Raw genomic sequence first — 17,984 nt, forward strand, 5'->3', positions numbered from 1 at the left:
GGTGCCGACCACGTCGGGGCAAAAAGCGTAGCCGCCGATGGTGCCGACCATGTCGGGGCAAAAAGCGTAGCCGCCGATGGTGCCGACCATGTCGGAGTCAAAAGCGTAGCTGCTGACGGTGCCGACCACGTCGGAGCCAAAAGCGTAGCCTCCGATGGTGCCGACCACGTCGGAGCAAAACGTGTAGCCGCTGACGGTTCCGATCATGTCGGAGCAAAAGACCTAGCTGCTGATGGTGCCGACCATGTTGGGGCAAAAGGCCTGGCCGCTGATGGTTCGGATCGCATGGGTAGAAATCAAGTAGCTTCCAATGAAACCAGAATCCGGGTCGGTGGTATCGGCTCAGATGCGGTGGCTTCATCTAGGTAGTTTGTGTACCTAAATTATGTACCTGTCCAAGCTGCTTGGGCTGAAGCGTAAATAGTTAAGTCAAACACCTTACGTTCAGCTCTACGTTGGATGACCCTCGTAATACAGACCTGCCTGTCATGTCCAGGTGTATGTGAAAAGCTGTTCTTGCAATCCGCTTACCCAAAGTCACGAAGATATGGGCGTCTTCGACACTGACCTATAGCCCTCATTGAAATGGAGCACACTATGCCATTAGTCATCATTAAAGGTATCGAAGGCGTTTTCACGGAAGAGCAAAAAGCCGAGGCGATTCATAAAGTTACCGAGGCCATGGTCTCAGTTGAAGGTGAAAATATGCGCCCCCTCACCTGGGTTCTTTTTGAGGAAGTCAAAAGCGGTAGCTGGGGAATTGCCGGAGAGCAAATCACTGCTGAAAAGGTGCTTAAACTGCAAGCCGGCGGATAAAACGCTGCCCTGATAATTAAGCCCTTCCTGGATTGGCGCACCTGGTCTTTCGAGACTTGGAGCACATCTCCATGAAGGGTTTTTTCATTCAAAAAGACATCAATCGTCCTCAATATATTTGAATGAAACAAGCCGTTATGTGAATGCTTTCGTACTAATGGACATCATGGAGGTCATCAATGATTCTCATCATTTACGCCCACCCCTACCCCGAAAAATCGCTGGTCAATCAAGAAATGCTCAAACGAGCGTCCAGCAATACGGAGGTGGTCATTCGCTCCCTGTACGACCTTTATCCAGACTTCGATATCGACATTGAGGCTGAACAGCGTGCAGTCGAACAGGCCCAGCTTCTCGTCTTGCAACATCCGATGTATTGGTACAGCTCCCCGCCCCTTTTGAAATTATGGATCGATAAAGTATTCACTCACGGTTGGGCATACGGCAAAGGCTCTGTCGCCCTCAAAGATAAGAGTCTGCTGTGGGCCGTCACGACGGGTGGCGAGCACGATCATTTCCAAATAGGCGACCACCCAGGTTTCTCGGTGTTGGCTCAACCCCTCCACGCAACAGCAATCTATTGCAACATGCGCTGGCTGAACCCGGTCGTGGTGCACGGCGCGTATGCAGCGGCACCCGACTCCCTACACTCACAAATCGAGCACTATTACGCGCGCTTGGCCTCCTGGAAGGAAGATTGATATGGAGACTCATAGTCTGATTGAAATGCTCATTTACTTGGGCTCAGCTGCCTTGATAGTCCCTATCGCCGTCCGGATAGGACTCGGCCCGGTATTAGGCTATTTGCTTGCCGGTTGTCTCATCGGCCCATGGGGGCTGAAGCTCGTTACAGACGTCAAGACCATTCTCGAGTTCGCTGAAATCGGCGTCGTCTTGATGCTATTCATCATCGGACTTGAACTCGATCCCAAACGGCTATGGGCCATGCGCAGAATGGTGTTCGGTGGCGGCTCGCTTCAGATGGTCGCTTGTGGTGCGGCTATCGCTGCATTCTGCGCAGTGCTTGGATTGAACTGGACAGCAGCTCTGCTGGTGGGGCTGACACTAAGCCTTTCGTCCACGGCTATCGCTATGCAGGCGATGAACGAGCGCAACATGACCCCAACCGCCGTTGGGCGTAGCAGCTTTGCCGTGCTGCTGTTTCAGGACATCGCCGCCATCCCCTTGGTCGCCATGATTCCGCTGTTGGCTTCCAATAGTGGTACCCCTTCCGGCGCAGCCCTGATGCTATCGATTGCCAAAATCGTTGCAGCTATTGGAGTCGTCGTGGTACTGGGCCAGTATGTGTCCCGTCCCGTACTGCGCTTTGTTGCACGATCGGGCTTACGTGAAATTTTCAGTGCCGTGGCACTTTTTTTGGTATTCGGATTCGGTTTTCTCTTGGAGGAAGCAGGCTTGTCGATGGCTATGGGCGCATTCCTCGCAGGAGTGTTGTTAGCCAGCTCAGAATACCGTCACGCCTTGGAAAGCGATATTGAACCGTTCAAAGGCCTCCTCCTAGGTCTGTTCTTCATCGGCGTCGGCATGTCGATTGATTTCGGCACCCTAATCAACACACCATTGAAGGTCATAACCCTGACTGCAGGTTTCATGCTGATCAAGCTTTTGGTGATCAAGACCATGGGCCGATTTTTAAACGTACCTGCCGGTCAGCGCTCATGGCAGGCAGTATTTTTAGGCCAAGGAAGCGAGTTTGCTTTTGTTGTTTTCGGCGCAGCGACGATTGCCGGAATACTGACCGATCAATGGGGGAAAAGCCTGACGTTGGCTGTTGCGCTATCCATGTGCATAACGCCTTTGCTTATCCTGCTGCTAGACAGGTTGGAGTCCGCTGCCAAAAAAGACAACCAGGAGCCAGACATTATCGACCAGCAGGATCCGCTGGTAATCATCGCGGGATTTGGCCGTTTCGGTCAGGTCGCCGGTCGGCTCTTAATGTCATGCGGAATCAAAGTGGTGGTACTAGATCACGACCCCGACCATATTGAGACGCTGCGAAAATTCGGGGTGAAGGTTTTCTATGGAGACGCCACGCGCCTTGACTTGCTGGAAGCTGCCGGCGCGGCCCAAGCGGTTGTGTTGATCAACGCGATAGACGATAAGGAAGACAACTTAAAGCTGACCAGACTGGCTCAAGAACACTTTCCAGCGCTTAAGCTTGTGGTGCGTGCACGCGACATGGAGCACATAATCACCCTACGGCAAATGGGTGTGAATGCAGTCGAACGGGAAACCTTCGAAAGTGCGCTTTCTTTAGGGCGAACGGCGCTAGTGCATATGGGCATCGGACGATACGAGGCTCGTGAAAGAGCTGATCGGTTTCGACGTCTCAATCTTGAAATGTTGGAAGAAATGGCTGCACAGTCACCAGACGATTCTGAGTTTAAGTACGATGCCTACAAACGGGCAAACGCACTACTAACGGAAATATTTAACGAAGATCGAGCTCATCCGATCAACAACTGGCCAGATAAAAATCGTAGCAAGCCTGAATAGACGGCAGGTTGAAAAAGACTCAATGCCAGAAAAACACCCGGGGCTATGTCAAAAATTTACTAGCCTAGTGAGTGGGCCGGGACATAGTAATATCGTTACTGGACACAACAACAGCAAGCGCAAGAAACTCCACATACCATCACCTTAGGAAATCGTGTCCACTGGAAATAAATTCAGTGGCCACGATTTCGAGTCTGTGAAGCCCCGCCAGTTTGTTTAAATTGCAGTCGTCAGGTAGCCACCATCAACTGGAAGAACAACTCCACTTATGAAAGATGCTGCATCAGAAGCCAGGAATGCAATTGCTTTGGAAACTTCTTCGGCAGTGCCAAATCGTTTCATCGGAGTACGAGACAGCAATCTATCCCTCTTGGCCTGGTCATCGATTTTTTCTAACAAGGGGGTTGCAATCCAGCCCGGAGCAACCGCATTTACACGAATATTATCAGGTGCGTAGGCCTCAGCGAGAGACTTGGTAAGCTGAACAATCCCCCCTTTTGCTGCCGCATATGCGACAAGCTTGCCCCCGCCAAAAAAAGAGAACATTGAAGCAATATTGATAATGGATCCGCCTTGCTTTGCCAACAAGGGATATGACAGGTTAATGAGCCTATATACGGCTTGCAGCTGTACTGATAACACTTGGTTGAAGGCTTCCCACTCGACCTCTTTGTCTCCCATGGTGCCTCCCGCAGCGGGCACCAAAATATCGAGACGATCAAGGCTCCCGATGACTTTTTTGAGCGCCTCATCGTCGGTAACGTTGACTTCTCGAAGATCGAGATCGACCCCAGGAGCGACTTTGGTTTCATGTGCGCCAAGACCTATAGCAACGACCTTAGCGCCGTGGCGGGCGAAAAATTCAGCCGTTGACTGGCCAATGCCCGAGGTACCGCCGCTGACGAGTACAACTTTTTCTTTAAATAAATCGCAGGTAAAGGTAGTCATTACAACCCTCAAAAAGTTAGTTTCACGGTGGAGGAACTTGTCGGATTCCAAGAAAAAACTGCTGCAATAAGTGGGACGTATTGATTTAAAAGACGTCTTAGAGACCTAGCATTGAACCCACATCAAGCATCACTTGTAGACCTACAACGAAGCCATTGCTGCTCAGTTCTCTGGCGCTAGGGTTATAGTAATTGTCAGGGTTAATCAGGTATTGAATGCTCGGCTCGATCGCCAGGTTGCGGCTCAACGCAAAATGGCCATTGGCTTCCAGTGCGTAGATATTTTTATCACCCAAGCGGGGATCGCCAAAGTTGGCTGTACGCTCTCGTTGTTGGAATTCCAACTGATGAGGATTAACTTGCATGTAGCTGGTTTTGAAATTCAGCTTGTCCTGCTGTCGATTGAAAGGCGCTAGATAGGTTAAACCAGCTTCTGCAAAATGGCTGAAGGGTTGCTTGTTATCCGCAGCTGCTGAAATTGAACCGAACATTTGTAGGCCTTGTCCGTCAGCGCGCCATAGGGTTTGCCGAAATTTGAAGAAGGCACCGGCAGTGCCATGGTCGCTAGCGCCGGTCAATGGATCTATCTGTTTTGAAGAGTTGAAGTAAGCATTGAGTTCGTATTGCGTGTTGTCGTCGCCAGGTTTACTGCCTATTCCCACCAGAAAGCTGGTACCACTGGCGTCATCGGTGCTGAAGTCCAAGCCTTTTCGCTTTTTCAAATAGTCCACAGGATTAGATTCAAACGCACCGGCGTGCACATATAGACTGGGATTCACTTGATACTTCAGGTAACCACCCCAAGCACCAAAGGGAGGTGGCAGCATACCGGTGGAGGCGTCTAGGATTGGGTCAGTGCAGGTAACCACGGTTTCACAATTATAAATGTAAAAGTAGCGTCGGGCGTTGGTGCGCCCCAAGTGCAGATCGAGCTGGCCATCAAACCATTTTTTCTCAAAGGTCATCAGGCTCAATTGATTAGCGGCGATGTCATTGTGAAGAGGGGCGCCAGCAAAGTAAGTGCCTGCTGCGCCTTGCCAGTTACGCGAAGTAGGCTGCCCTGTGCCATTGTCGAGAATGAACAATGTCTCTTCGAAATGAAACGCCGCGTCATCTATATCTGCTAGGGTCGCGAGGTCGACGTCCGCCCCCACGTATAGATCACCACTGTTACCAAAACTATTATGCCTAGGGCCAGTGTCAAGATTCTTCATCGACAAGCTCCAGAATTGCACATGGGGGTGAATGCCGTAACTAGCCATTTGCTCGCCAAGATCTACAAGCGGGCCTTTATCACTTTGCGCCCATGCTTGTGAAAAAAATGCGACCGAGAGCAAAGCACCTAAACGTATTAGATAGTTCATGATCAAATACTCTTTTTTATTTTTGTAATGAGCAACTTTTAGACGCTGGACTAACGACGGGACGTGGCAGGCAAAAAGTGTTACCAACACTCCTGCCCTCCAAGATTTTATTAACACCCAGTTCGTTGGAATGTTTCAGCGCCGCAATAGATGGCTATCGCACCAGGTTCAGATACACGCTAGATAAGAATTGATCGCCCCCTCGCTACCGCTCCGGCCGACGCGCATCCGCAATGCGGCATGCGAGGAAGCACGTTCATAACTGGCTTCCTTCAGCCGCATGAACTGGCGACGTCTGACACCGAATTACCGTAGGAGCGGTTTCCTTGAGAAAGAGCGACAAGAGCGCCGCCAGCAAGGCACCACTACTAGACATCCACATCACGATGGACAATCCAAAGCGGTCAGCGGCAAAGCCAGCTACCGTCGGTGCTACAAATCCACCGATCAGTTCACCAACACCCATGATCATACCCAAAGCTGTAGCCATCACTTCTCTGGGTACCGTTTCGGCCGGGATGGTCGACATAAAAAGCGTGAAGCATCCCAGTCCGGTGAAAGTCAGCACCATCAATACTCCGAGAATTAGCGGAGACGGAGCAAATAGCAGCGCCATTGGGCAGCACGCCGCAATCAAAGAGAAAATCACCAGGGTCGGACGTCGGCCGATACGGTCGGAGATGGCGGGCACTACAAACCCCCAGAGCACCCACGCTGCGCCGAGACAGCTCATGATGGTGCTCATATTGGGCGGGGTGTATCCGCGAACGGAGACCAGAAAAGTTGGAGTAAAAGATATAAGGATGACGAACCAAGTCAGAAACACACAACTGATTAAGGTGCACAGCACAATGTTGCGGCTTTTGAGCAATGCCAAGCGATTTCTGGACGCGTCATCTCGGATAATTGGCGTACTACTCTGATCATCTCGACGCACGTAGCGCCAGATAAGCCAAGCAATCAACAGACCCGGCAGCAATGAAACGATGAAAGCGTGTCGCCAACCATAAGCGTCAGCCAAATGAATCAATACTGGCGGCCCGATCACTGCACCAAGTAAGCCCGCCGCCGACCCCTGCAACAATCCCATATTGAGGCCACGCCGATGGGGTGATGAAGCCTCCACCATCATAGACTGAGACAAAGGCAAAATTGGCCCCTCGGCCAAGCCCATGATCCCACGAAACAACAGCAAGCTAAGAAACCCTGTGACCAGCCCGGAAAGCGCCGAACACAAGGAAAATAAGATAACCGCAATGATCAAAAGGGGCTTCCTGATCCCTCGGCGGTCTGACCACGCGCCGACTAACGCCCCTGAAAGCGCCCAGGCAAGTGCCAATATAGACGACAGCATGCCTAGGTGACTGTTACTCAGATGTAGCTCAGCGGACATGTACGGAAACAGAAAGGACAGAGCCAAACGATCAAAAAACACAAAGCCAAACGTAAGGAAAAGCACACAGAGCAACGTGTTTTCGTAACCGGCTTTATTATTATTGTCAGCCATAGTTAATCTCCGTAGAGCAAGTTCAGCGAAATAGGCGATCCACAGCGTCCGCACCCAAGCCAACTTTTTCATAATGCTCACGGCACATGGCGATATAGGAGTGCACGTCGAAGTAGCCCGTTGACTCACCCTGCTCGTCTAGCCAAATCAATGGGCCCTTAACAATGAAAAACACTCGCATCGGCTCTTCGTGTTCATAGGCGACCAAGGTGTGACCTTCGCCCGGTGTTTCATAAACAAAGTCCCCTGCGGTCGCCGTCCAATCGTGCTCCAGGTAGCCCCATTTGCCAGAGAGGGTGTAAGCGAAAACTTCATGAGGGTGATAGTGCCTATTGACCAGACCAGCGCGGCTGGACATCAAAATATCGCACCAGCGGTTTTCACTTGGGGAAATCCACAAAGGTCGTGAAGAAACGGTTTCAGTGAAAGGCACGTAGAGTCGCAAGTCATCGCTGGCCGCGTTGGGAAGATAGACCTCAGGTTTAGCGTCAGGCATTAAGCAATTTGCAATAGGCTGCAGGTCTTTCCAAAATTCGGTGCTGGCTAATTCGGGCATGGTCGGCCTCTGATTGTTGGGAGAGTGCGACCACTTTAATGCGAGAAATTCAAGTCGGTTTGACCACAACTGACATCATTGTTGCCTGAATCGGACGGAGGCTTTTTGGGCAGGCAGAACAATCGATTTGGCCCGGCGAGTCAGTTGACATGGGCTATTACCCAGAGGTTAATTGGGCCTCTGAAAGCCTCGTGATTTGCCTTGCTTACCTGAGCGCTTTCAAAAACAACGAGAATAATAAAAATGAAGACAGGCACCCTGCTCGACACCCGACGGGCGACTACCGATTGCGTCCCCCTTGACCAGCGCCTGGCCTTCTGGGAGCAGTACAACGCATCTACCTTGGTGGGCCTTAGATGCTCGTCCTATAGCGAGACAGGATTCGCCGCTAGCGAGGACAATCTGAGCCTGGAAAGCATGCGGGTAGCTCATATCGTCGGCAACGAGCACGTAATTGAACGCGACGGCTCAATGATTCGTGCGGTACCCAAGGCGTCCGTTTTCGTGTCTCTTGTCACGGGTAGTGCTTCGTTTTTCTTTCAAAACGGCAACTGCCATTTATTGGAACCCGGTGAACTGATGGTGTATCGCACCGACAAGCCCTACCTGTTCGGGTTTTCCGGCCCCATGCATAAGTTCATATTCGACATTCCCCAGGAAGTTTTTGCCAGTCATTGCTTGAGCCGTTTCGAAACTGCACTGAAAATCAGCGCTCACACCGGCACGCAACGCTTGCTGATGCGCACACTCGCTGAGCGCACCCGAGGCTTTTTCGAACAGCCGCTTAGCCAGGACGCAGGTAATTATCAAGACGATTCATTAGAGTTGTTGGGCAACATAATTGCGGGCCAGGTCGGCCAGCGCCGGATCAATGCACTAAGCGCCTCATATTTGTTGGCCGCCAAGCAATGCATCATGGAGCAGTTGGCTGATCCGACCTTGAGCTGCGAGCGAATTGCGGCTCAAACCGGAGTCTCTACACGACATCTTGCACGGCTGTTTGCGTTGGAAGACACTAAGCCGCATCGCTTCATTATGGAAAAGCGCCTCCAGCGAGCTTACCGCTTGCTGAATAGTGAACAGGTTAGGGGACTGGATATTTCTGAGGTTGCCTACCGCCAAGGTTTTACCAGTCAAGCCCACTTCGCTAGGGCCTTCAAGGCACATTATGGGCAAACTCCTTCCGAGGTTCGGGCGATAGCCTTGGAGAAGCTCTAAAAGAACAAACGCATTACTAACGAAAACCTTCAATGAAGACGGCGCTCCCCCATCAATAACTAACCAGGGCAAAATCGTAGCGAAACCGAAACATGTGAAGCTCTACGACCCTCCTAATGATCGGGAAAGCCTCGACTAAAGCGCGTCTCTCAACTCAGCGACGATTGCCTTCTTCAACGCGGCAACCGATCGAGAGCCGGCCAGAACCAAGCGTAACCGCCCTTCGTGAAAAATCGCCAAGGATGGCACTGACCGGATGCCATACATTTGGGAGATCGTCGGCGAAACAGCCACATCAATCCTTCCGAATGCGGCGCGAGAATGCAGCTTGTCTGCCAGGTCATGAAATACCGGCTTCATTTCCTGACATGGCTTGCACCAAGACGCCGAAAACAGAACGACGCTACTTCCTTTTGCAATGAATCGGGCGAACTGTTCTGCTTTCAAGTCTACGATACGATTCATTTGCACCTCACCCATAACGCCACTCCAAATCTAGAGATTGCGGCACCCACAGGTACCGCGCAGTCTCAACAGCATTAATTACATCCATCCATACCGCAGACTTGACCGCTGAACGACTCATCCGCGCCATTTGATTCCAAATACATTTGATTCAATGCTTGAAGAAAGTCCTCTGGAGCTTGAGCACCTGACATAGAAAATGCATTGTTAAACACAAAAAACGGCACGCCTGATCCGAACTGGGCAGCTGTGCGCTCGTCTTCCTGCATCTGATGGCGTAATTCCATGGATGACCAGGCAACCCGAATAGACTCGTCAGATACCCCTACAGACTTTGCAATCGACTCTAAACTACTCCGATCGAATAGCGATTTACCTTGAGTGGTACTTTGCTCATAGAGCGCTTCCACCAAGTTCTTTTTCAACACTTCATCTTCAACCGCTTTGACGAGTACGTGAGCATCCGCAGTATCGCCAAACAGCATGGTTTCAAACCGGTAATCAAGCCCTGAAGCTTGGCCATATTGCTTCACCGTACTCATCATGCTTACGGCAGCGGCTGGACTACCCAGTTTACGTTTGAGGGCTCCTACCATAGGCTCTGCAACGTGGTTCGGGGCAAGCCGATACGCTCTTACATTGACTTGAACATTATCCTTGTAAGGGAAGCTTTCAAGCGCTTTTTCGAAACGACGCTTGGCAACCCAGCACCAAGGACAGACGTAATCTGACCAAATATCCACTGAAAATTTTTTCGATACACTGCTCATAAATCACTCTGTATTGAAGGAAATTAAAAACGGCGCTGCTGATTGAGCGAGGACTAAAATCGAATGTTTAAACACAACTCGTTTGATGGTCGATGGGATGTTTTATCTCACGACACGATTTAACGGCCGACCGCTCTAACGAATCGAGTAAATAGTCGAATCCAGCTAATGGATCTGCTGATCTACCCAATGTCCAGTCAATGAAGCTCGCACCTTCTAATGTGCTTAACAGCATAAATGCATAGGATTTAGCGGGTTTGGCCAATAACCAACCTTTCTGAATAGCAGCCTCACTAATAGTTCTTTCAAGCCAGTCCAGCTGGGTCTCAAAAAAGGCTCTAGTAAGAACTTGAAGCGATAAAGGCAGTGCTGCCATTTCTGCAGCCAGTGCGCCACACAAAGGAAGAAGCCCTTCATTCGCACTGATGACGAAAAGGCGCGAAAACGCTTGAAGCCGCTTCATCGGATCCTGATCATCTTCCTCAATTGACCTCATGGTCGCGTCGAAGCGATTGATAGAATCCTTGATCAACTCTTGACCAAGACACTCTTTGGTTGGGAAGTGATGATGAATACTGGCTTTTCTAATACCTATCGTCGCGGCAAGATCAGCGTAACTAAATGCTGAGTAGCCTTTAGACCTCATCTGGCTTTCCGCGACTTTTAACAGTGCTGCTCTTGTCGAAATCGACATTGAATACTCCTGCGGCTGGGCTTCAGCCGCCCTACACCAAGAGCTGGCAAGCAGTTGCCAGCTGGGCCAGTCGAATGGCCTTGAATGAACGTTCGAGCCATTGCACCTCCCAGCACTTTTGGTGATGGAATGGAAGTCGCCTTAGACGACCTCCATCAGATAGCGATATCTGAAATCAGGCACGAACGGCCATAATTCCAGCATCAACGTCCCAGATTGCTCCGGTCACCCACGACGTCTTGTCCGAGAGCAGGAACACGATGGTGTTGGCCACATCTTCCGGAACACCGACTCTCCCCAGTGGGTGGAAATCGTTCAGCGACTTCATCGCTTCTGGGATCGCCTCTTTGTCCATGAACCCTTCATAGATCGAGGTGTGAACGATCCCTGGCGAAACGGCGTTGACGCGGATACCCGAGTGAGCCAATTCAATTGCCAGGTTGCGTGTCAGCGCATGCAGACCTGCCTTCGCCATGGAGTAGGCGGAGGCCGGCGAACCTGCCAAGGCGGCCTGTGCACCAATGGAGCCGACGTTGACAATTGAGCCTTCGCGCTTGGCGGCGAGCATGTTCTTGACTACTGCCTGGGTGATGAAGAACGTCGCACGGTTGAGAGACAGGTACATGTCGTACTCAGCTTCGTCGTGCTCGGTGAAGGCTTTGGGAATGAAAATGCCAGCGGAGTTAACCATCAGACTGATATCGCTATGGTTGGCATTGATTTCGTTGCGAACGAAATTCATGCCCTCTTCAGTCATGAGGTTTGCAACAATCACGGACACCGGGCCAAACGCGCTCAGCTCACTACGGACGGCCTCTGCCTTGTCTTGTTTGCTGCCTGTCAACACCACACTACCGCCGGCTTTGAGCACCATGCGGGCAGTTTCCAGACCCATACCACTGGTACCACCGACAACAAGCAGTTTCTTACCTTTGAAAAAATCGTTCATTTCATACTCCAAGTAGCTAAGTTTTCGAAAGTTGTAGCGCCAGAGATCATTCGTCTACTGGCGCTCTTAGGGTTTGGAAAGACTCAAACCCGAGGAAAATCAGTCCTCACGAACCTCGAGGGTTGGCACCATGCGGATGGCTTTCGAGAAGTTGGCGTAGTTGACCGAAGTCTTGAGCACATTCTTATGCAGTTCTTCCACGCGCTCACGGGGCGCGTCAGTGTGCAGGCGAACTACGAAGCTCACTTCGTCGTAGCCTGGGTTAACGCTCTCGTCGAGGCCCAGGAAACCACGCAGATCGAGGGTACCGTCCGTCTCGATTTCCAAGCTGTGGATCTTGATGCCCATCATGGCCGCGTTGGCAGCATAGCCAACCGACATACAGGCGTTGAGCGCCGCCATCAGGAGTTCTTGAGGGTTCGGCGCCGAGTTCTGGCCCAGCAGTTCATTCGGCTCATCGGCGACGATCTCGAAATCACGCGAATAGGTTTCACCGGCAAGGCTGTAGCGGCTGACTTTCGCCACAGAGCGAGTCTGGCCTTTCCACTCGGTCTTGACGTTAAAGCTCGCGTGACGCTTGGTCGCATCCTCAGCAACACCTTGTGCAAACTGCTGCAGGGCGGCTACGTCAATACCATTCAGGTTATTCGTCATTTGGTAAGTCCTCTGTGGAATGCATTTTTGCGCGTGGGTTGATGTTCGACGAAAGAACTCTACCAACTGGTAGGATGGCTTGCAATAGGATTTTGTGAAATCGGATGAACCACTCAAGAAGCTAATGACGCAACCGGCCCTCAAGCCTCATTAAACGTAGCGCACAGCGAAACACCGCTTGTCCGAACGGACAGACGGAGGCAGCTACCGAACAGGCAGCGCACCTAGAATTTTGTGTTCAAGCAGAGAAATACCGCTTAGGAGAGGATATCTTTAGCGCATCTGAGGGGATAACGAGGTGAAGCCCACCAGAAAAGATGGGCAGAAACAATAACTTGAAGAGACGTCTGCGAGCCGGATGGTGAAAATATGTTCTAAGGGTAAGTTACGATACGATAATATTTTGCAAAATCAAATCAAACCCAGACTGATCAACCACTTTATCGTTGAGCGCCCAAGAAACAAAACTGCTACCTTCTAGCAAGCTTAAAATCGCTCTTGAAATCTCTTTTGGATTAAGATCTGCTTTTATAATCTTCTCGGATTGACCTATTGCCAGGTTACTTTCTAACCATTCAATATGTATTTCGAAGAATTTTTTGGTCAACTCTTTTAGGCTGTCTGGCAGAGCAGATAGTTCAGCGGCAAGCGCGCCACAAAGAGGTAACATTCCGTTTTTTGAGCTATCGATAAACAATGCCGAAAACTCTTTCAATCGCAAGACTATATCGGAACTTTCTTCGTTGATTGACTCTAGGTTTTTGGTAAATCTAAAAAGATAGCTTTCAATGACGGCAATCCCGAGCCCTTCTTTTGTAGGGAAATGGTGATGAATGCTCGCCTTTTTTATACCAATTTCATCCGCTAAATCGGCATAACTAAATGCAGCGTAACCTTTGGTGCGTAGTAATAACTCAGCAGTGCTTAAAAGGTCGGAACGGGTGCTCATAAAGCTTACCTTGAATTTTTAATACACTCATATTAGCTGTATTGGCACAATGGTTCAACACATGACGATGAGAGGGTCGCCATAACGGGCCCTCTCATCGCTGTTAAGCTATACCCCTACCTGGCTGGAATTGCGCTCAAATTCTTCGAAGCCCTTCGCTCTGGAACGGACAGACTTCGACCAGCCCAGCATCAATGCTCCTGCTACTAACGGTATGGAAAGAACAGTATAAGTTCCATTTGGGTAATCGAAACCCAAAAGAATCAATACAACAAGCAGGAAACCAAGCGTCAGCCAAGAGGTAAACGGTGCGCCAGGCATTTTAAATGAGACCATCTCGACCTCACCTCTCTTCACCGCACGACGATAATTTATCTGAGACAGGACAATGAATGCCCAGGTGGAAAGAATTCCGAGCGACACCAGGTTGAGCAAGAGTTCAAATAACTGAGATGGGATCAGAAAATTCAATACTACGCCAAATACGTTGATCCCCATGGTGACCAAGATCCCCATATAAGGTACCCCTTGGGTGCTCATACGCTTAAACATTTTTGGCGCTGACCCACCCATGGCTAGTGATCTCAAAACGCGACCAGTGGCGTACAAGCCAGAATTGAGGCTTGAGAGCGCCGCCGTCATTACAACGATGTTCATGACGGAGCCAATGCCTGGAATACCAAGTGCCTCAAAAAAAGTTACAAAAGGACTGACGTTAGCGCTATAGGCTGTCCAAGGCAGCACAGTAACGAGCAAAAATACCGACCCCACATAAAACAGACCTATTCTCCAGATCACGCCATTGATTGCTTTAGGGATAACGCTTTTAGCATCCGCCGTCTCACCGGCAGCAGTACCCACCAACTCTATGCTCGCATAAGCGAAGATTACGCCTTGTACGATGATAATCGCGGGTAGAAGCCCATGAGGAAATATGCCCCCGTTATCTGTGATCAAGTGCAAGCCAGGAATGTGCCCTGCAACCTCATGGCCCGTAGCAAAGAAGAACGATCCGATCACCAGAAATATACTGATGGCCGCGACCTTTATCACTGCAAACCAGAATTCCATTTCACCAAACCATTTGACGCCAACCATATTCATCAATGTCACTACGCCCAAAGCGCTTAGTGCGAATACCCACTGCGGAACATCCGAAAAAACACTCCAGTATTTCATATAAATAGCAATTGCCGTTATATCAACAACACCTGTTAACGCCCAAACCACGAAATACATCCAACCCGCAACGAAAGAAGCACGCTCCCCCATGAACTCTCTTGTGTAGGATACAAAACTGCCACTGCTCGGACGGTGCATCACTAGCTCACCCAGCGCCCTCAAAATGAAAAAAGCAAATATCCCGCAGACTAGATAAACCACTGCAAGTGCTGGCCCAGCGATTTGTAATCGGGCACCGGCACCTAAGAACAGTCCGGTGCCAATTGCCCCACCTAACGCCATCATCTGTACATGACGCTTCTTCAAATGCTTTGAATACCCGCTTTCATGGGAGTCGAGCCAATCCGACCTATTTTTTAGTTCACTGTTGCCACACAAAACTTCTGACGGAGACTGTTTTTCTTGTTTTCTCATGTTCCACCCAAGCGAGTAATTTGCAGTTGTTTTTCTTATCCCTTGCAAACCTAACTTCTTCCTCCCATTCCAAATGGGAAGTGCGAGAGAGGCTTTGACATTCCTGTCGTCAACGACACCAAACCTCTCCCAATCAATCCATCGCATGTTCGGATCATAACTTTCGGTCGACCAAGTAGAAAAACCCGAACCACAAAAAACCTACCATCCACTTGATAGCCATGCAAACAATTTTTTTCATTGCTTGCAACCCGTTGTTTTAAATAGTATTTATCAAAACACCAACCTTATGGTAGACATTTAAGATGAATGGTATTTTAATCCTTAACCAGCGTTAGAAAACGCGCGACCAGACCTCATCCCAACGCAAAATTGGAAGCCCGTATGAAAAAATATAAAAATGTACAAACTCTACTCGCCCATGCTTCTATCGAGCCTGAACAGCATCACGGCTTCGTAAATACGCCGGTTTACCGGGGTTCCACGGTCGCTTTTCCTACGTGTGAATCGATGCGTGAGGGACGCCAAAAATATACGTATGGCCGGTGGAACAACCCTTCGACAGAAGCTTTGACTCAGGCCCTCCAGCAACTGGAGGGGGCGGAAGGTACGGTTCTTTGCCCTTCAGGGCTCTCAGCATGTACGACTGCCATATTGTCCGTGGTGGGAACTGGGGATCACCTGCTAATTGCCGACAACGTGTATTCACCGATCAGGGCTTTTTGTGAGCAGGTGGGTCGCCGCCTTGGAATCGAGGTCTCGTTCTACGACCCGACAATAGGTGCCGGCATCATAGATTTCCTCAAGCCAAACACTAAAGCAATCTATACCGAATCCCCTGGCTCTTTGACTTTGGAAATACAAGATATCCCTGCCATAGCCAAGGTTGCCCATGATCATGACATCCTGGTTATTGCAGATAATACTTGGGGGACTCCGCTTTACTTTCCATCACTGGAACTGGGTGCGGATCTATCCATTATGGCCGCCACGAAATATATCGTCGGCCACTCCGATGCAGTTCTTGGCACCGTATCAGCCTCCAAGCGTGCATGGGACAGCCTAAAGCGATTCCATTTCAACATGGGCTTGTTTGCCAGTCCTGATGACGTGACGCTGGCACTTCGGGGAATGAGAACCCTAGATGTGCGACTTGAACGTCATTATAAAAACGCGACGATAGTGGCTAAGTGGCTGGAGACACGCAAGGAAGTGGAAGCAGTTTATTATCCCGCATTAGAATCTCACCCTCAGCACCAGTTATGGAAAAGGGATTTCACAGGGGCATCTGGGTTACTGTCATTCGTGACCAAACCCTCCACACAAGCAGCAGCAGATGCGCTCTTGGATAGCCTATCGTTGTTTTCTATTGGCTACTCTTGGGGCGGTTTTGAAAGCTTGGCGATGATTGCAGATCCCAAACCCGTTAGAAGCGCGACGTCTTGGGAAGTGGATGGGCACCTTGTGCGGCTTCATATAGGTCTTGAAGACCCATCTGATCTGATCGACGACCTCGAAAAAGGCTTTGCGAATTTCAATTTGTTACGTGGTTAATCTTACGTCAGTCAATTATAAACACAGCCCTTTATTGGGCTGTGCTCACTTGACCGCCAAATCCCATAAAGATCAACTCTTCAATGCGGCTCAGCATCAAGAATCATCTATCCCCTTCCAAGACCTGAAGCCGACGATAGAGCGTCCTTTCGCTAATCCCCAATTCCTTGGCTAATTCTGCTCGCGACCCCTCGAACCCATTAAGCACATGGGCCATGTTTTTTAGGGACTGACTATTTCTATTGCTTCTCTTGTGTTGCGAGACCGGGCCAGTGACGTTCGTCGGCAGATCTTTTTCCCGAACAATTCCGTCGTCACTGAACAAACGCGCCCGCTCCAAAATATTCTTTAGCTCCCTAATATTCCCCGGAAATGAATACAGCATGAGGCGCTTCAATGCTGCCTCGTCAATCTCAGCTCGACTGCCGGGTGCTATCCGTTGCAGATGGCTTTCTATCAGCAAGGGTAAATCGTCTATACGCTCCCTCAACGGTGGGAGAACAATGGGAAACGCACTAATTCTGTAGAAGAGATCTTCGCGAAAAGTACCTAGTTCTACCATATCCCTCAAAGGCTTATGAGTCGCAACCACCAGGCGAAAATCGGAATGAATAGTACGCAGACTACCCACAGGTCTAAAACTGCCCGACTCAATCAAACGCAACAGTTTGACTTGCATCGAGAGAGGTACATCTCCGATTTCGTCTAGAAAAAGCGTGCCGCCATGTGCAGCCTCCGCGAGCCCAATTTTCTTACTGAGCGCGCCAGTGAAGGCTCCTTTTTCATGGCCAAATAATTCACTTTCGAAAAGAGACTCTGAAAGGCCGGTACAGTCGACGACAACCAGCGGTGCTTTTGAGCGCGGACTCCCCATATGGAGTGCCCTGGCGAACAGCTCCTTACCAGTACCCGACTCGCCTTGCAAAAGAACGGGAATTGGGGAAGGCGCTGCTCGCTGCAGCGCACTCAACGCTTCTTTAAAGGACGGCGACACACCCACTAGCCCCTGCTTTTGCGGCTGCGCAGAGGCGATGTCTACGGTAATCAATCTTTCAACGTAAGCAACCACCTGGCCCTGGCGATCCAAAATGGGACGTAACTCAACATCAACGTGTTCCGGCCCCCGGGGAGTGTGGTGGATATGCAGCACCCTTTCCGCTGCATGGCTATCAAAGGCTTTACGCATTGGACAAAGCTCTCCCGCTTGATCGCAGGGAACCGCATAGCCATGCGAAACCTTGAAGCATTTTGAACCAACGTGTTGTTTTCCCTCCACGCCAAAATGCCTTTGATAGGCGTTATTGGAGGCAATAATGTTGTACTCAACATCCAGGACGATGGTGGGTCGATCGTCATGTTCAAGATACGAAACCAACGCTTGAACATCGACATGGCTAGTAGCGATTAGCTCTCCGTTCATCATCTTCT

The 17,984-nt window shown here is 50.1% G+C and carries 18 protein-coding genes; 5 read left to right on the plus strand and 13 right to left on the minus strand.

What is annotated here, in order from left to right; genetic code table 11:
- The coding region (locus tag PMI28_RS31665) for a hypothetical protein (RefSeq protein WP_007989703.1) at positions 1-207 on the minus strand (207 nt) is incomplete at its 3' end.
- A gap of 390 nt (positions 208-597) precedes the next feature.
- Between PMI28_RS31665 and PMI28_RS07975 the strand changes: the two genes are divergently transcribed.
- The 3 genes from PMI28_RS07975 (at position 598) to kefC (ending at position 3,333) form a co-directional block, all read left to right on the plus strand.
- Positions 598-816 (plus strand): tautomerase family protein, encoded by a 219-nt coding sequence (locus PMI28_RS07975; RefSeq protein WP_007989705.1) that lies wholly within the window; start codon positions 598-600, stop codon positions 814-816.
- 179 nt (positions 817-995) lie between these two features.
- Positions 996-1,517, plus strand: a complete 522-nt coding sequence (kefF, locus tag PMI28_RS07970; RefSeq protein ID WP_007989707.1) for a glutathione-regulated potassium-efflux system oxidoreductase KefF — start codon at positions 996-998, stop codon at positions 1,515-1,517.
- Position 1,518: 1 nt separating this feature from the next.
- A complete protein-coding gene (kefC, locus tag PMI28_RS07965) occupies positions 1,519-3,333 on the plus strand; it encodes a glutathione-regulated potassium-efflux system protein KefC (protein WP_007989709.1) in 1,815 nt (604 codons plus the stop codon).
- Between the two features lie 216 nt (positions 3,334-3,549).
- On the opposite strand, the gene PMI28_RS07960 is transcribed toward kefC, so the two are convergent.
- The 4 genes from PMI28_RS07960 to PMI28_RS07945 form a co-directional block, all read right to left on the minus strand.
- The gene (locus PMI28_RS07960; RefSeq protein WP_007989711.1) at positions 3,550-4,281 is read right to left on the minus strand and encodes an SDR family NAD(P)-dependent oxidoreductase; all 732 of its coding nucleotides are present in this window, start codon (positions 4,279-4,281) and stop codon (positions 3,550-3,552) included.
- 97 nt (positions 4,282-4,378) lie between these two features.
- On the minus strand, positions 4,379-5,644 hold the full coding sequence (locus PMI28_RS07955; protein ID WP_007989713.1) for a carbohydrate porin: 1,266 nt from the start codon (positions 5,642-5,644) through the stop codon (positions 4,379-4,381).
- Between the two features lie 256 nt (positions 5,645-5,900).
- A complete protein-coding gene (locus PMI28_RS07950; RefSeq protein WP_007989715.1) occupies positions 5,901-7,151 on the minus strand; it encodes an MFS transporter in 1,251 nt (416 codons plus the stop codon).
- 22 nt (positions 7,152-7,173) lie between these two features.
- Entirely contained in the window at positions 7,174-7,707 is a 534-nt protein-coding gene (locus tag PMI28_RS07945; protein WP_007989716.1) for a 2,4'-dihydroxyacetophenone dioxygenase family protein, read from the minus strand.
- A 243-nt stretch (positions 7,708-7,950) separates the two neighbouring features.
- Here PMI28_RS07945 and PMI28_RS07940 point away from each other — a divergent pair, with 243 nt between their 5' ends.
- Positions 7,951-8,925, plus strand: coding sequence for a helix-turn-helix domain-containing protein (locus tag PMI28_RS07940; RefSeq protein ID WP_007989717.1), 975 nt, complete (start codon positions 7,951-7,953; stop codon positions 8,923-8,925).
- Between the two features lie 135 nt (positions 8,926-9,060).
- On the opposite strand, the gene PMI28_RS07935 is transcribed toward PMI28_RS07940, so the two are convergent.
- The 7 genes from PMI28_RS07935 to PMI28_RS07905 all read right to left on the minus strand — a co-directional run bounded on the left by PMI28_RS07935 (position 9,061) and on the right by PMI28_RS07905 (position 15,149).
- A complete protein-coding gene (locus PMI28_RS07935) occupies positions 9,061-9,390 on the minus strand; it encodes a thioredoxin family protein (RefSeq protein WP_033063525.1) in 330 nt (109 codons plus the stop codon).
- A 74-nt stretch (positions 9,391-9,464) separates the two neighbouring features.
- A complete protein-coding gene (locus PMI28_RS07930) occupies positions 9,465-10,160 on the minus strand; it encodes a DsbA family oxidoreductase (RefSeq protein WP_007989720.1) in 696 nt (231 codons plus the stop codon).
- 67 nt (positions 10,161-10,227) lie between these two features.
- Positions 10,228-10,854, minus strand: a complete 627-nt coding sequence (locus PMI28_RS07925) for a TetR/AcrR family transcriptional regulator (protein ID WP_007989722.1) — start codon at positions 10,852-10,854, stop codon at positions 10,228-10,230.
- 175 nt (positions 10,855-11,029) lie between these two features.
- Positions 11,030-11,803 carry an SDR family NAD(P)-dependent oxidoreductase gene (locus tag PMI28_RS07920; RefSeq protein ID WP_007989724.1) on the minus strand — a complete coding sequence of 258 codons (774 nt, stop codon included), beginning with the start codon at positions 11,801-11,803 and terminating at the stop codon, positions 11,030-11,032.
- A gap of 99 nt (positions 11,804-11,902) precedes the next feature.
- Complete coding sequence (locus PMI28_RS07915) at positions 11,903-12,457, minus strand: OsmC family protein (protein WP_007989726.1); 555 nt, start codon at positions 12,455-12,457, stop codon at positions 11,903-11,905.
- 385 nt (positions 12,458-12,842) lie between these two features.
- A complete protein-coding gene (locus PMI28_RS07910; RefSeq protein ID WP_007989728.1) occupies positions 12,843-13,406 on the minus strand; it encodes a TetR/AcrR family transcriptional regulator in 564 nt (187 codons plus the stop codon).
- 108 nt (positions 13,407-13,514) lie between these two features.
- Complete coding sequence (locus tag PMI28_RS07905) at positions 13,515-15,149, minus strand: amino acid permease (protein ID WP_007989730.1); 1,635 nt, start codon at positions 15,147-15,149, stop codon at positions 13,515-13,517.
- 237 nt (positions 15,150-15,386) lie between these two features.
- On the opposite strand from PMI28_RS07905, the gene metC reads away from it, so the two are divergent.
- Positions 15,387-16,556 (plus strand): cystathionine beta-lyase, encoded by a 1,170-nt coding sequence (gene metC / locus PMI28_RS07900; RefSeq protein WP_007989732.1) that lies wholly within the window; start codon positions 15,387-15,389, stop codon positions 16,554-16,556.
- Between the two features lie 103 nt (positions 16,557-16,659).
- Here metC and PMI28_RS07895 read toward each other — a convergent pair whose 3' ends face one another.
- Complete coding sequence (locus tag PMI28_RS07895; RefSeq protein WP_033063519.1) at positions 16,660-17,976, minus strand: sigma-54 interaction domain-containing protein; 1,317 nt, start codon at positions 17,974-17,976, stop codon at positions 16,660-16,662.
- Positions 17,977-17,984: the final 8 nt, after the last annotated feature.

It is taken from the genome of Pseudomonas sp. GM48 (genome assembly GCF_000282335.1).
In the GTDB taxonomy this organism is placed as follows: Bacteria; Pseudomonadota; Gammaproteobacteria; order Pseudomonadales; family Pseudomonadaceae; genus Aquipseudomonas.